We start from the raw sequence: 14796 nt of genomic DNA on the forward strand, positions 1-14796 counted from the left end.
GGTTACTCCCCTTTGCTGCCTGCGGCTTTATCAGTGGCCGGGGCAGGCGCCGGGTTTGCTCCTTTAACGTTGGTCGCTTCGGCGACTTTCACTTCTGCACCTGGTTTGACGTATTGCAGGCCTTCGGTGATGACACGATCACCTTCTTTCAGACCGTCTTCGATCAGCCAGTCGCTGCCCACCGTGCGGTTGGCTACCAGCGTGCGCAATTCAACCTTGTTGTCCTGGTTGACCACCATCGCGGTCGGCGTGCCTTTGAGGTCGCGTGTGACACCTTGTTGAGGGGCCAGGATGGCTTTCGAATTGACGCCGGCCTGCAGTTGCGCGTGAACGAACATGCCTGGCAGCAGGCGGTGTTCCGGGTTCGGGAATACGGCACGCAAGGTGACGGAGCCGGTGGTCTGGTCTACCGACACTTCGGAGAACTCCAGCTTGCCTTCCTGGGCATAGGCGCTGTTGTCTTCCAGGGTCAGCTTGACCTTGGCGGCGTTGTCGCCTGACTTCTGCAATTTGCCGCTGTCCAGGTCGTTGCGCAGCTTGAGCATGTCGGAAGATGACTGCACCACGTCCACGTAGATGGGATCGAGCTGCTGAATGGTCGCCATTGCGTCAGTCTGGGCGCTGCTCACCAGAGCACCTTCGGTGACGGCAGAGCGGCCAATCCGGCCGGAAATCGGCGCGAGTACCTTGGTGTAGCGCAGGTTTATCTGAGCGGTCTGCAGGGCGGCCTGAGCTTCCTGGGTCGAGGCCAGAGCGGTGTCGTACTCCTGACGACTGACCGCTTGCTCGCTGACCAGTTGCTTGTAGCGATCAGACATCGACTTGGCGGACTGCAAGGTGGCCTTGGCACTGTTGGCATTGGCCTCATAGACAGCCGGATCGATCTGATACAGCTGCTGACCTGCCTTGACGTCGCCGCCCTCGGTGAACAGGCGCTTGAGAATGATGCCATTCACCTGAGGACGAACCTCGGCTACACGGAATGCAGTGGTCCTGCCCGGAAGTTCGGTGGTCAGGGTGTAAGGCTGAGCTTTGATGGTAACGACGCCGACCTGAGGGGTTTGCGCAGGCGGGGCGGCCTGTTCCTTCTTGCTACAGCCACTGAGCAGTGTTGCCAGGGCGACGGCAGTGACCAGAACGGTAACAGCTGGCTTGAATTGCATGAAGATCCTCGGGGCAGGAGCCTGTTATCTCAACAGTACGTTGAAGTGTAAAAAAATATTTCGGCTAGATAAGTAGCATGCTAAGGAATATACTTACATTCGCGGTTGTTTGTAAACACCCGCGATGCGCATTTGGCCACTCTCCAGTGTGCCGATAGCCGATTCGGGACAAGGCGAGACAAATGCCGCCCGGTTATGTATCCAGGTACTCGTCCAGACAGGTGCCTGAGGTGAATTTCTTGAGGTTTTATTGCCATGGTTCGTCGCACCAAAGAAGAAGCTCAGATAACCCGCAGCCAGATTCTGGAGGCGGCCGAGCAGGCTTTTTATGAGCGAGGCGTTGCTCGCACCACGCTTGCTGATATTGCGACGCTTGCCGGTGTGACGCGTGGGGCTATCTATTGGCACTTCAACAACAAGGCCGATCTGGTTCAGGCAATGCTCGACAGCCTCCAGGAACCGCTCGACGAAATGTCGCAAGCCAGCCAGAGCGAGGAAGAGGAAGACCCGCTGGGTTGCATGAGAGACCTGCTGATTCATCTGTTTCATGAGCTCGCGCTGGACCCGAAAACCCGTCGCATCAATGAAATCCTTTTTCACAAGTGCGAGTTTACGGATGAGATGTGTGATTTTCGTCGTCAACGCCAGGACAACGCCATCCAGTGTCATGACCGTATCACCCTGGGGCTGAACAATGCCGTTCGCCAGGGGCAACTTCCCCAAGGCCTGGACACCGGCCGGGCAGCGGTTGCTCTGTTTTCCTACGTCAACGGGATAATTTATCAGTGGCTATTGGTGCCAGACAGTTTTTCGCTGCCTGCAGAAGCCGAGCAACTGGTGGATGTGTGTCTGGACATGCTTCGCTACAGCCCGACCTTGCGCCGCCAGGCGGTGGCGGTCTGAAAGATATGCGCTCGTGACGAGCCGAGCTTTCGCACAGGGCCTGACTCTGTCAATGCTCTATAGAAATCGGCTTTCACCGACTATGTTAACCGTTTGTCCTGACGGTGCCCGCCGATGACGATCCATTGTCCTGCGAACTTACAAAAATTTGTAGGAAGCAGGTAGGACATTTCCTGATACATGTAGCTGATTTCCCAAAGTAATTTTCGAGTATTGCTCCGTGGGAAAACTCCCTTCACTCTGCGCGTCCTGAAAGCCCAGAAGAGAGGACGGTTGCATGTTTTTGCCGAATCTTGCGCCTGCTTGCCCGACAACCAGTGTCAGCCTCATTGATGCCCATACAGATGATCATGGCTATGGCCAGCGTGCTGTCGGCTATCAACGGGGCGTCATCCAGAGCTGTGAAGCAAACCAGCGCAGTGGGGCACGCCTGGATACTGCCGTTGCAGGGAGGGTCGCTGATGTCAGGCGTCGGAGCTGACGTCGTGAGGTTGCTGGCCAGGCTCGCGCCGCAGTCCGAACGTATGGGGGTGGATTCCCCGCTGGGAATGCCGGTGATCCGCCTGGGGCTGATCACCACGCTGTATTTTCGCAATGGTCATACTGCAGAGATGAAGCGTCGGGTCGATGCCTGCTTTTCGCGCTTTTACGACACATTCAAGACCAGGCTCAAATGGCAATTGTTCAAGCGCATGCGTCGTTTGAGCGGGTCCGGCTTTGCTTCAACCCGCCGTCAGGTTGTAGAGAGCCTTGCGCATGAGCAGTTCACGTGGTCAATTGCCAGTGCTACCCAGGCTGAGGTCGCGATGTACAGCCTGTTTGTGATGAACACGTCGCAAGGGCAGGCGGAAAACGACCGCTCATGCCTGAAGATGGTGCTGCCAGTGTCGTACCTGAGCGAGCCTGACGGGTTGAAACACTACGAAGCCTGGATCAGGTACCTGAGCAGCGAAGTGCAGGCCGAACACGGTTTTGGCGGGCTGGCCTGTGTGCTGCCTTGCGATGGTCATCAATATCTGCCGTGGGAATATCGGCTCGCCCAGGATTACCCGGGGCTGATGGTGGACCCCGGCCCGCACATAGAAAGCCTGCGTTTGCTCGACCGGATCAAGGGTGTCAGTTGGTACACGGTGCTGGGTGAAGGGTTCGTCAGGCAGTTGGGGGGTAGCGACCGATTGCGTGGGGAGATGAGCGCGCACAGCGACATCGTGTTTCACAGCTATCGCAATGGTCTGATTATTCGCGCAGGTGCTGTGCCCGAATTGGGCGGTAGAGGTTTGCCGCCACCGCAGCCTTATGTCACGGTCAATCGAGTCATCAAACCGATTCGCCTGCAGGACACCGGCAATCTTCATCCCTACCTGGCACCCGGTATCGGCTTTACCGAAGAAACCACTGCGCAATGGTATGCCCGGTTCGATGAAAAACCCTTGCCGCCAGTGGATGCCGGGCAGGCATGTCCGCGGTCGGGCTGCTGGTTCAGTAGCGCGCAGTTCGGCTCACGGCGACATTTCACCGAAGGCGAACTGATGCCTGCCTTTGCCCATGTAAAAAGCAAGAAGACCCAGTGGTTTTGGGCCGGCATGTCGTCCTGACGCACAGGGACGATTCAATCCCGGCCCCGCAACAAGGTATTTGGCATGGCGGCGGCTGCGGCCAGGCCGAGTAGCGAAATAGCCGCACTGGTGATCAGCAGATTTCTGAACGTCAACGCCAGCTCGGCGCGCAGGCTCTCAAGTGCTGGCCCGGTAGCAGCATTCAAACTGTCGAGCAGAATATTGCCAGAGCCGCCTTCGCCACCCAGCGCGCCTGCGCCGAGCTGACCGACCCCGGTGTGCTGCAACATGGCCAGCAGCAATGCCGACATCAGCGCCACGCCCACCGCGCCCCCCAGCGAACGGAAAAGATTGGTAGTGCTGGTGGCGACCCCCATGTCCCGAGGCTGGACCGCATTCTGGGTGCCGACCAGCGAAGTCGGGAACTGCATGCCGGTCGCGATACCGGTCAGGACCATGAACACGCTTGTCATCACCAGCGATTGGGGTGGCATGAACGCCATGCCCAGAATGGCGACCGGCATCAGCAGCGCCCCGGTAAGGATCAGAGGTTTGTAGCGTCCGGTGTGCGCGGTACGGCGCCCGGCAAAATATGCCCCCATCGGCATGCCTATGGCCAGCGGAAGCAAGTGCAGGGCAGCGCTGTCGGCACCGCCGCCAGTGACTGTCTGATAACGCAGGGGCATCAGAACAATCAGGGAAATGGCCTGGAAGCTGGTAAAAAAGACAGTACACCAGCACAGCACTGCGCTTTTATTGGCAAACAGATGCATGGGCAGCAAAGGTTCTGCAGCGCGGCGTTCGTACCAGACAAAAATCGCGAGGGTCAACAGGGCTGTGCCTAACAGCAGTTGAACCTGGCTGTCACCCAGACCATGCCCTTGACCGATCTCGGTTATGCCCAGCAGCAGTGCGGTTAGCCCGATGATCATGAACACTGTGCCCAGATAATCGATTATCGGCTTGCGTTGCGGAACCGGCAGGCCGATGAGGGTGCGGTAGGCGACTATCAGGGCGGCAGCGCCGAGCGGAAGATTGATCAGGAAAACCCAACGCCAGGACAGGTACTCGGTCATCAGGCCACCCAATACCGGCCCCGCGACGCTGGCGACGGCATACATGCTGCTGAAATAACCCTGATAACGACCCCGCTCACGGGGTGGAACGATGTCGGCAATGATTGCCTGGCTTACCGAGACCATGCCTCCCGCGCCTATGCCTTGAAGGACGCGCGCCAAGACCAGCTGTTCCATGCTTTGCGCCAGGCCGCAGAACAACGAGGCAAGGGTAAACATGCCCAGCCCGAACAGCATCAATTTGCGTCGGCCGTAAAGGTCGCCCAGCTTGCCATATATAGGGACGGCCACGGTCAACGAAACCATGTAGGCGGATATGACCCACGCCAGTAGGTCGATGTCCCGGAACTGGGCGGAAATGGCCGGCATCGAGACAGCAACAATGGTCTGATCGAGCGCGCTAAGCAGCACTGCCATCATCAACGCGAACAAAATGCTGCGAATGGCCGGAGGCGTTTGAGTAAGACTGGTCAAGGCAAAACCCGATGGCAGTGTTGACCCGCCTCAATGGCGGCGGGAGAGTCTGACCAGTCTAATCCGATAGCTTGCTAATCGATAGCTACCTTTGCTGAATGGCAACGCTGTTGCGCAGGATGAGCGTCATCGCAAGACGCTGAAGGTTGCGTCGGTCGGCACGCAATGACCAAACGTGCAGCTGGCGACCTGAGGCGCCTGGCGCGCCAGTTCGTTGCGATAGGCACCTGCTGCGTAAACAGCCAGCACCGCGAGAGCACCCATTACAGCCATGCATTTTCTTGTTTTTACTTTCATGACGCATTCCTTGTCTCGGCTACAGAGCAGTTCGAAAGGACTGATTAGAGTGTAGGACAAGGTTGAGTATTGCGTCGGTTGTCATCATCAAAGCCAGCGGCATGATGGACGCGCTAGAATTCACATTTTTGATGAACACGCAGGGGGCAGGCACATGGCGCGCAAGGAATACAACGGGTTTGAAGTGGTTTCGGCAGTAATGCCTTCCGAGCAGGGTTATCGGGCGGCGATTGCCATCAAGGGTCTGGGCGCTGGCGGTGCGCCGCGTTTCCAGGCCCTGTTACCCGAGCAGACGTTCAAGACCGCAGACGATGCCGACCTGGCCGCTGCTCAGGAACTGCAGCGTCTGACCGGCATCGATGCCGAGGGGGAACCGCTGTGGGCGGATGCCTGATTCAGGCGCCCGGGCGGAACATTTTGAACAGCGCTTCCGGCCCAAGCTGGAAGTAGTCTGCAGGACCGCCGCCGCGCAGTATCGGCTCTGCGGCGGCGGTGTCGTAGACGCCATCCTTCAACAGGGATTTGTCGATGTGTATCGCCACCACTTCGCCCAGAATCAACCAACTGGGCACCAGTTCCTTGTCTGCGCGTTGCAACTGAATGATCTGCGTGACTTTGCACTCGAACGACACCGGCGTTTCCATTACGCGAGGTACTGCCACGATCTGCGACGCCAGCGGCGTCAGGTTAGCCAGCTCGAACTCGCTGACATCGGGCGCCACTGGCGCGCAGCTCTGATTCATGGCCTCGGCCAGGGAGCGGGTCGCCAGGTTCCAGACAAATTCGCCGGTCTGCTCGATGTTGTTGAGACTGTCCTTTCGCCCTACGCTGCAAAAGCCAATGATCGGTGGCACGTAATTGAATGCGTTGAAAAAGCTGTAGGGCGCCAGATTCAGCTTGCCGTTGGCATCCTGAGATGAAATCCAGCCAATCGGGCGTGGACCTACAATCGCATTGAACGGGTCATGAGGCAGGCCGTGACCTTTGGATGGCTCGTAGGAGTGAATGGCGTCTGACATGCTTTATTCCTGATAGCTCGAGATGGGGTGGGAACATAGTGCTGCGCATTGGCGAAGGATGCCAGAGCAGCGTTTGTTTCAGCTTGGGCCAGACATGAAGAAGCCCGGCATGAACCGGGCCTGAAGTGTAGCTTGCTGGATCAACCCAGACGGTTGGCACCTACGCGGTCTGCACCGTCGGCTGCCAGGCGGTTGGCACCTACATGGTCAGCGCCGTCGGCGGCCTGGCGGTTTGCACCTACGCGATCTGCGCCATCAGCAGCCAGACGATTTGCACCAACGTGGTCGGCGCCGTCAGCCGATACGCGGATCGAGCCGACGTTGGTGTGCTTGGTGCCGCCCTCAGCAACAATGGTTGAAGTCGACAGATCATTGCTCACCGTGGTGACTGGAAGTGCAAATGCACTGGAAGCCAGAACAGAGAAAGCCAGGCCGAAGATCAATTTAGTCGTTTTCATGATGATGTCTCCAATAAGTGTCGGGTGAGTTGTCATCCCGGTATGGAGGCAATGCTACGCGTCAGCGGATTATTAAGAAGTTAATAGGAATGCTAGCGATCATCGCTGAAAATGATAGTGGGCTGTAACGCTCCTGTTTCGGGCCTCGCGAGCAAAAATGCACTCGGCTGATGCATATTCTGAAAAACCTTGTAATAAAGGCTCTTGACAAACTGGAAGTATCATTTATTCAACGAGTTATCGCCAGATATCACGGAATAAGTGCACTGTATTGAAACACTTGGTTGCAACTGCCAGTGTAGCCTCGACGCTATTTCGCGCGTGTTGTATCGATGGTGTAAATGATAAAGCCGGTAGATATGCGGCGCGAAGCGCTGGAACGAGAGCTGTACCAGACAGCTCTCGTTCCTCACACCTTTGGCCGACAGGCTTTTACGTGTGGCGCGCGTTGTGCTCGATCAGTCTGTCTCGATCCGTGAGTGTTTGCGGGTGTCTTTCATGAACACATATACCAGTAGCGAGCAGGCAATGCAGGCTGTCACGTACCAGTAGTAGCCGGTTTCCATGCCGATGCTCTTGAACCACAGTGCGATGTATTCCGCAGTGCCACCGAATATCGACACTGTCAGGGCATAAGGCAGGCCCACACCCAGTGCGCGGATCTCGGTCGGGAAGAGCTCTGCTTTGACCACGGCGTTTATCGACGTATAGCCACTGACGATGATCAGCGCCGCCATGATCAGGAAGAATGCGCCCCACCAGGTCTGAATGGTGTGCAACGTGGTCAGAATCGGGACTGTACACAGCGTGCCCAATACGCCAAAAGCGATCAAAATCGGACGTCGCCCTACTTTGTCGGACAGCGCACCGATGACGGGTTGCAGCAGCATGAACAGGAACAGCGTCGCTGCCGATATCGAGGTCGAATCAGTGATGCTCATGCCGACAGTGTTGACCAGGTACTTCTGCATGTAGGTGGTGTAGGTATAGAAAGCCAGCGTACCGCCCATGGTCAGGCCGACTACCGTCATCAGCTCCTTGGGATGGCGCATCAATGTGCGCATCAGGCTTTCCTTGGGCTTTTCCTTTTTCTTGCGAGTGAATGACTCGGTCTCTTCCATGCCGCGACGCAGGAACAGCGCGACGATTGCGCACAAGGCACCGATGACGAACGGAATGCGCCAGCCCCAGGCGTACAGCTGTTCAGTAGTGAGTGTCTGCTGCAGCACGATCAACACACCCAGAGCGATAAGCTGACCGGAAATCAGCGTGACGTACTGAAAGCTGGAGAAGAAGCCGCGACGTTCCTTGGTAGCCATCTCGCTGAGATAAGTCGCCGATGTGCCGTATTCGCCGCCGACCGACAGGCCTTGAAGCAGTCTGGCAAACACCAGCATGATCGGCGCGCCGACGCCGATGCTTTCATAGCCCGGGGTCAGGGCGATGATCAGTGAGCCAAAGCACATCAGCAGTACCGAGGCCATCAGCGCGGCCTTGCGGCCTTTGTAGTCGGCGTAAAGGCCCATCAGCCAGCCCCCGATGGGGCGCATCAGAAAGCCAACGGCGAAGATCGCAGCAGTGTTGAGCAACTGGGCGGTGGTGTCGCCTTTGGGAAAGAAGGCTTTGGCGAAGTACAGCGAAAAGGCGGCGTAGACGTACCAGTCGTACCACTCGACCATGTTGCCGATTGAGCCACTGAAAATGGATTTGAGGCGGCTGGAGGTGGTTTTTTGACCGGCAATGCTGGCAGCCGGTCCGTGGGAGGCGGGTGTGGAGGTTTCCATGATGTTCCTTGTCTTTCATTATTTTTAGAAGAGGCATGCGCTGCCCTGACCAGTTCCATAGCAGGACCTGTGCCACACCATGAGGGCTTGTTCCAGAGCGGTTTTGTCGAGCGGATGAGCAACTTTCCGCCTACCCACCGGTAGCGAGTAGGCGGAAAGTTGCCGAAGATCTGTTTCGTTAGCTGTCAGTCGATGGCCGGCTGAAGATTAATCAGCTGCTCAGCTTGGATGCGAACAGCATCGTGCCCATGACTATGCTCAATGTGGTGATAACCACCAGCACGGTATGTCTCAGGTAAAACTGGCGAATTTTCTGTCGGGCAGGCGCGGTCTGATAAAGGTAGCGATAGGGAGACAAGACGATCCACAGCACGGCAAGCAGCAGGTAGACCAGAAGCGTCCTTGGGCCACTGAGGGCATAAAACAGCCCGAGGAACAGAAACGGAATACCGTGGCGCAAAATCAGCACTTGAGTGCCGGGCCAGCTCACGGCCTTGGGCAGTAATTTTGTGCTCAGCCAGGCGTCGGCAGGCTCTGCCAGAACCATCAGCGGACGCCAGATGCAGATAAAGATGAAAAAGCCGACCAAGGTCCAGAATGGCGACAGGAACAGCTCTATCACCCTTGTTCCTGCGTTGTACTCCATGCCGGCAGGTGGTGCCTGAGGCGCGAGCAACTCCAGCAGGAACGCTCCGATATACACCCAGATCAGCGGCCTGAAATCGCTCTGCATACGCATCAGCTTCCAGGCGTTCAGGTCTGCCTCGGGGTAACGCTGCAAAATGTCCGGGAAGCGGACGGTCAGTTGTTCGCAGATGTGCTCACAGGCATTCCACACCGACTCATCGTACTTCCTTGCCATGCGCAGGCGTGCAGCCAGGCGGGGTGGCTTGAACAACAAGTGCGCAGCCTTCGCTTCGGCCGTTTGTGGTTTCGATTCAAGGATGCGGCGCAGGTACTCGTCATATTCGACTTCTTCCCAGCGGTCCCGCAAGGTCTGCCACAGGTCTTCAGGGCCGGGATGGACGTTATGCCCCATGCTCCAGCCAAACACTGCACTGGTCTGTTCAAACAGGTCGACGGTGAGGTTTTTACTGGCAATCAGCAGCACCATGCACCGGCATTGCAAATGCTCTCGGCGCTCCAGTTCACTCAGCCAGGGCTGCTGTTCGAGCGCCCGGAGCTCGTCTAGAAAGCTTGCGTGCTGGCCGCTTTCGATCAGTGCGCTGAACCGATCGAATGCTTCACGCAGTATCGCGTCGGCCAGCGCATATTGGTGATGGCTGCTGATGTGGATGGCTTGCCATACGGTCAGCCAGCGCAGGTGTTCGAAGGCGGCGTTGATCCGCTCTACATGGTGCGCAGAATCGTTCAGGCACTCCAGCAGCAACATTTGCTGAAAGCGTTCACCGTGGCCATGCTCCATTGCGACCTGATGTTGTTCGGGCAGGTTCTGCGCCGTGGTCTGCCTGACGTGGGCCTGCAAGTCGAATGATTGCTGCTCGACCACGCTCTCTGTCTGACGCAGGGCAGGCAAGGGCGCTATCGGCGGTTCACGCAATGCTGCCGGCTCGTCCTGTTCAAATGCGCGCGCCCGTGCACGTTCGAGCGCCTGTTCGTATGCGTCACGCAGGGTCTGGAAGGCGACCGGATCTTCGTCAGGACGGTTGACCTTCAACAGTCGCGCATATTGTCGTTTGACACTGCGCTCGTCAGCATCCTGCTCAAGTTCGAGTACGGCCCAGCAGTCCTTCATCGTGTGCCCTGCTCGAACTTGTCGACTTCCTGCTTGAGTTGCTTGCGGATTTCGTTGATCTGCCGCTCGTCCTGACTCTCCAGGACGTGTTGGAACTGAGTGGTCCAGTGGTCGATAAGGTCTCGATCACTGCCCAGGCACTCCTGATAGAGCCGTTCGAGTCGGGCAATCAGATGAGTATTGGCCTGCTGTTCGCGCGGATGAACCTTGAGCGCTTCCAGAACCAGAAGACGCTCCTGTATTTCTTCCGGCGTCATCACGCCCGGGTTGTTTTCGATGACCAGCTTGTGACGTTCTCCGGTCAGCTGTGTCACCACATCGGCCTCCAGCAAGCCGTTGTTGTCGTAGGTGAATCGCACATCCAGCGACACCTCGCCAGCCTTGGCCTTGGGTATCTGAATGTTCAGTTCGCCCAGTGCGATGTTGTCTTTTACCAAGCGGCTTTCGCCCTGAAATATCCGCACCAGTACCTGTTCCTGATCATCCAGAACGGTACAGACCGTTTTCACCCGGCTGACAGGCACGACGCTATTGCGCTCGATGATTGGCAGGTAATGACCGCTCTCGTAACGATTGCCAATCTGCGAGGTGGTCGCGATACCCAGCGTGTAGGGGCACACATCGGTAAGCACGATTTCTTCGAGTGCTGCATCACGCTGCTTGAGCGCGGCCTGCACTGCAGCCCCTTGAGCAACGATTTCATCGGGGTTGAGTGCAATGGACGGAAAGCGTCCGAACAGGCTGGCTGCAAGCTTGCGGATCAGCGGCATGCGCGTCGTGCCGCCTACCAGCAGGATCTCGTCAAGATCGGCCACGCGTATCCTGGCATCTCGAAGTGCGCGTTCGGCAGGCGCGCGAAGGCGGTTGAGCAGCGGCGCATACAGTTCGCCCATCTGCTCCTGGGTAATGGTCTTGCGCCACTCCCTGTCTGCGTGGCGCAACACGAAGTCGGTACTGCTTTCCTGGCCCAGTGCCTTGCGCACCCGTTCGGCTTCGCGTTTCAGGGCTGGGGCTATCAGCGATGTAGCAGGGAAGTCTGCTTCGTCCCGGTGCAGGGTCTGAAAGTGCTCGACCATCAGCTGATCGAAATCCTCACCGCCGAGAAAGTTGTCGCCTGCGCTGGCCCGCACTTCCATCACGCCGTCGAAGAGTTCCAGAATCGAAATATCGAACGTGCCGCCACCCAGATCGAAGACCAGAAACGAGGTTTCGCCTTCTTTTTGGTGTAACCCGTACGCCAGCGCTGCGGCCGTGGGTTCATTGATGAGTTTTTCGACTTTCAGGCCCGCCAGTTCACCGGCGATACGTGTGGCTTTGCGCTGTGCATCGCTGAAATACGCTGGAACGCTGATGACGGCTTCGGTAACAGGCTCGCCGAACGCACGCTCTACATCGGCTTTAAGGCTTTTGAGGACCAGCGAGGACAGCTCTTCCGGGCGGTAGGTAGCAGATCCCAGGCGAATTTCCTGAGCGCTGCCCATGTAGCGTTTGAACAGAGCGGTGGTTTTGTCCGGGTGGGTCTGCAACCGCTCGCGGGCGGCTTTGCCGACCAGAATATGGCCGTCGTCGTCCAGGCCGACGACGCTGGGGGTGAGTGTTTCTCCCAGTGCGTTGGTCACCAGTTGGCTGCTGCCATCGCGCCAGACCGCAACCAGACTGTTGGTGGTGCCCAGATCAATACCGACGATCATCTCGAAAATGCTCCCTGCTCTAAGAGTATTGCGCTGTTTTGCGTGATTCTGAATCAAGGCAGCCGGTGTTGTCTTGGTTTTATGCGCCGTGAGTGCCTGGATTCATACGAATCCACACCCTCAGTATTCCCCGCTGCGACTCACTGCCTTGTGCAGCAGCGCGGCCAGGTCTTCCCTGGAGTAGGGCTTCTGCAGCAGGTCGAAACGCTGTGTCTCGTCTTGGGCGATGGTCGCAAATTCAGTGCTGTAGCCTGTGGTCAGGACAACCGGCATCCACGGATAGCGTGCTTCGATTTCGGCGTAAAGCTCCAGGCCGCTCATGCCTGGCATGGCGATATCCGAGAACACCACGTGAAAGTTTTCGGGGTTGCCGGAAAGTTCATGCAATGCCTCACGAGCACTCGTCACCCAAAGTACCTGAAAGCCCAGTTGCTCCAGCATCGGGCGGGTGTAAGTGCCGATGTCCTGATTGTCTTCGACCATCAGCACGCACAAACCGGGCAACGCCGCGAGGGCACAGTTTTTGTCCTCGGCAATGACTTCATGATTCCGGGCGCTGGGCAGACACAATGTAAAACGGCTTCCGCTGCCCAGTTCGCTCTCGACCAATACTTCGCCGCCCGACTGTTTGGCGAAACCGAAAACCTGCGACAGGCCCAGGCCTGTACCCTGGCCAACGCTCTTGGTGGTGTAGAAGGGCTCGAAAATCAGGCCGAGTTTATCCTTGGCGATACCGGCGCCGGTGTCTGTCAGCGACACGGTTACATAATTGCCATCGCTGAGCGACGGGGCCAGGTCGGCAGAATCGCAGGCGGCGCATTCGACCTTGATCGTGAGCCGGCCCGAACCTGACATAGCGTCCCTGGCGTTGACCACCATATTGACCAGCGCGGTGTCGAACTGGCTGCCGTCGGCGAAGATAAAGCACGGTCCGGCGGGCAGGTCGATGTCTACCTGAATGCGCGCGCCGGTGAGTGTGTCCATCATCTCGCCAATGCGCTCCACGCTTTTGCAGACATCGAACACTTCCGGTTGCAATGCCTGACGGCGCGCAAACGCCAGCAACTGGCCGGTCAGACGCGCGGCGCGATCCACTGTGCTGGAGATGGCTTCGACGTATTTCGTGCGTCGGGCTTCTTCAAGGTTCTGGGATTTCAGCAAGTCGCTGCAAGAGCGAATAACCGTCAGCAGGTTGTTGAAGTCATGCGCGACACCACCGGTCAGTTGCCCGATGGCTTCGAGTTTCTGCGCTTGATGCAGCGCTTCCTGAGAAAGCTGCAACGCCCGGTTGGCTTCTTCTTCGGCCTGAATGTCGCGGCCGACGGCATGGATGAATTGCTTGTCCGGCACAGCGGTCCAGGAAATGGTCCTGTATGAACCGTCCATATGGCGGTAGCGATTCTTGAAGTGCGGGATGGTCTGGCCGCTTTCCAGCCCGCTCATGGCCGCCAGGGTGCTTTGCACATCATCGGGATGCACCAGTGCCAGAAACTGACTGTCGAGCAATTGTTCTTCCGACCAGCCCAGTGCCTGAGTCCAGGCCGGATTGACTGCCGAGATAATGCCGTCGAATTGCGCCACCAGCATCAGGTCGGTGGACAGGCGCCAGATACGGTCACGATCCTGGGTGCGCTCCACCACTCGCTGTTCAAGGGTTTCGTTGAGCGATAGCAGAGCTTCTTCAGCGTCTCTGAGCTGCGTCATGTCACGGGATACGCAGAGGATTTTCTCTGGTTTGCCATCCTTGCCGAAAATAGGGCTGACCTGCACATGCCACCATTTGGTGGCGCCCTTTATGGTCTGCGCCGAGCCCGTGAAGCTGGCGTTCTGACCCGCTCGCGCTGCTTCCACTGCAGCAATGGCGTCCAGATTGCCCTGGTCCTGCCAGAAATCAGGCCATGGACAGCCGACAATCGCGTTGAAATCACTGACCTCCATCACCCGTTGTCCGCCTTCACTCATGAAGGTCAGACGCGCGTCGAGATCAAGCACCTTGATGCAGTCATTGATGCTCGACAGCACCCGATTGGTGAACGCTTCGCTCTCGGACTGTCTGACTTCGGCAAGCACCTGCGAGGTGGTTTCGTTGACACGACAGAAGATGCCCTCGATCTGGCCGGTATCACCGTAAAGGGGCGAGTACGACAGCGACCACCATGTCTGTTCAGTCCTTCCGTTTCGAACAATAACGCGGCGGATATTGTCCGACCGACAACTGTGTCCGGCAAGCGCCTGCTCGGCCAGCGGGCGCACGGCTTCCCAGGCATCGCCCCAGATCGCAGCGATGGGACGGCCTTGCGCTGCTTGCGCAGTGACGGGCAAGACCTGGCAATAAGCGTCATTGAAGAACAGGGTAAAATCTGGCCCCCAGAGCAGGTACATGCTGTCCGGGCAACTGAGCATCAGGTTCATTGCGGACAGCAGTGCCGCAGGCCACGCTTGCTTCGGTCCCAGCGCAGACGTCGACCAGTCTGTGTCTCGGATAAGCCGGCCCATTTCGCCGCCCCCCAGTGGGAGGTCGAGGGGTATGCTCACGGTAGAAAATGCCCCATCTTTCGTACTGCCCAAGTGAGCTGAATAGCCAATGCCGGCATAATGTCATTATGCCATTTATGTATC

The 14796-nt window shown here is 57.6% G+C and carries 12 protein-coding genes; 3 read left to right on the top strand and 9 right to left on the bottom strand.

All coding sequences use genetic code 11. The features are described from left to right. Positions 1–2: 2 nt before the first annotated feature. Positions 3–1163, bottom strand: coding sequence for an efflux RND transporter periplasmic adaptor subunit (locus POR16_RS05305; RefSeq protein WP_005889155.1), 1161 nt, complete (start codon positions 1161–1163; stop codon positions 3–5). Positions 1164–1418: 255 nt separating this feature from the next. On the opposite strand from POR16_RS05305, the gene pmeR reads away from it, so the two are divergent. Together pmeR and POR16_RS05315 are read left to right on the top strand one after the other, a co-directional pair. Further along, positions 1419–2066, top strand: a complete 648-nt coding sequence (pmeR, locus tag POR16_RS05310) for an auxin-lysine conjugate-binding transcriptional regulator PmeR (protein WP_005889157.1) — start codon at positions 1419–1421, stop codon at positions 2064–2066. Positions 2067–2590: 524 nt separating this feature from the next. Further along, positions 2591–3661, top strand: a complete 1071-nt coding sequence (locus POR16_RS05315) for a DUF3396 domain-containing protein (protein WP_162010125.1) — start codon at positions 2591–2593, stop codon at positions 3659–3661. A 14-nt stretch (positions 3662–3675) separates the two neighbouring features. On the opposite strand, the gene POR16_RS05320 is transcribed toward POR16_RS05315, so the two are convergent. Both POR16_RS05320 and POR16_RS26240 read right to left on the bottom strand, forming a co-directional pair. Beyond that, positions 3676–5172 carry an MDR family MFS transporter gene (locus tag POR16_RS05320; RefSeq protein ID WP_024671712.1) on the bottom strand — a complete coding sequence of 499 codons (1497 nt, stop codon included), beginning with the start codon at positions 5170–5172 and terminating at the stop codon, positions 3676–3678. Positions 5173–5298: 126 nt separating this feature from the next. After that, on the bottom strand, positions 5299–5469 hold the full coding sequence (locus POR16_RS26240; protein WP_005889161.1) for a hypothetical protein: 171 nt from the start codon (positions 5467–5469) through the stop codon (positions 5299–5301). 154 nt (positions 5470–5623) lie between these two features. Between POR16_RS26240 and POR16_RS05325 the strand changes: the two genes are divergently transcribed. Next, entirely contained in the window at positions 5624–5863 is a 240-nt protein-coding gene (locus tag POR16_RS05325; protein ID WP_005889163.1) for a hypothetical protein, read from the top strand. Between the two features lies 1 nt (position 5864). Here the strand turns inward: POR16_RS05325 and POR16_RS05330 are convergent, their stop codons facing one another. From POR16_RS05330 to POR16_RS05355, 6 genes are all read right to left on the bottom strand, one after another. After that, positions 5865–6488 carry a flavin reductase family protein gene (locus POR16_RS05330; RefSeq protein ID WP_005889164.1) on the bottom strand — a complete coding sequence of 208 codons (624 nt, stop codon included), beginning with the start codon at positions 6486–6488 and terminating at the stop codon, positions 5865–5867. A 140-nt stretch (positions 6489–6628) separates the two neighbouring features. Then, positions 6629–6946, bottom strand: coding sequence for a hypothetical protein (locus tag POR16_RS05335; RefSeq protein ID WP_005889165.1), 318 nt, complete (start codon positions 6944–6946; stop codon positions 6629–6631). 458 nt (positions 6947–7404) lie between these two features. Beyond that, positions 7405–8730, bottom strand: a complete 1326-nt coding sequence (locus tag POR16_RS05340) for an MFS transporter (protein ID WP_005889166.1) — start codon at positions 8728–8730, stop codon at positions 7405–7407. A 211-nt stretch (positions 8731–8941) separates the two neighbouring features. Further along, a complete protein-coding gene (locus POR16_RS05345; protein ID WP_122381060.1) occupies positions 8942–10486 on the bottom strand; it encodes a J domain-containing protein in 1545 nt (514 codons plus the stop codon). Further along, the gene (locus POR16_RS05350; RefSeq protein WP_005889169.1) at positions 10483–12177 is read right to left on the bottom strand and encodes a molecular chaperone HscC; all 1695 of its coding nucleotides are present in this window, start codon (positions 12175–12177) and stop codon (positions 10483–10485) included. Before POR16_RS05350 ends, POR16_RS05345 begins: the two co-directional genes overlap by 4 nt. Before the next feature lie 120 nt (positions 12178–12297). After that, complete coding sequence (locus tag POR16_RS05355; RefSeq protein ID WP_024671708.1) at positions 12298–14673, bottom strand: PAS domain-containing protein; 2376 nt, start codon at positions 14671–14673, stop codon at positions 12298–12300. Positions 14674–14796 lie beyond the last annotated feature (123 nt).

This window comes from Pseudomonas coronafaciens pv. oryzae str. 1_6 (genome assembly GCF_000156995.2).
Classification (GTDB): Bacteria; Pseudomonadota; Gammaproteobacteria; order Pseudomonadales; family Pseudomonadaceae; genus Aquipseudomonas; species Aquipseudomonas tremae.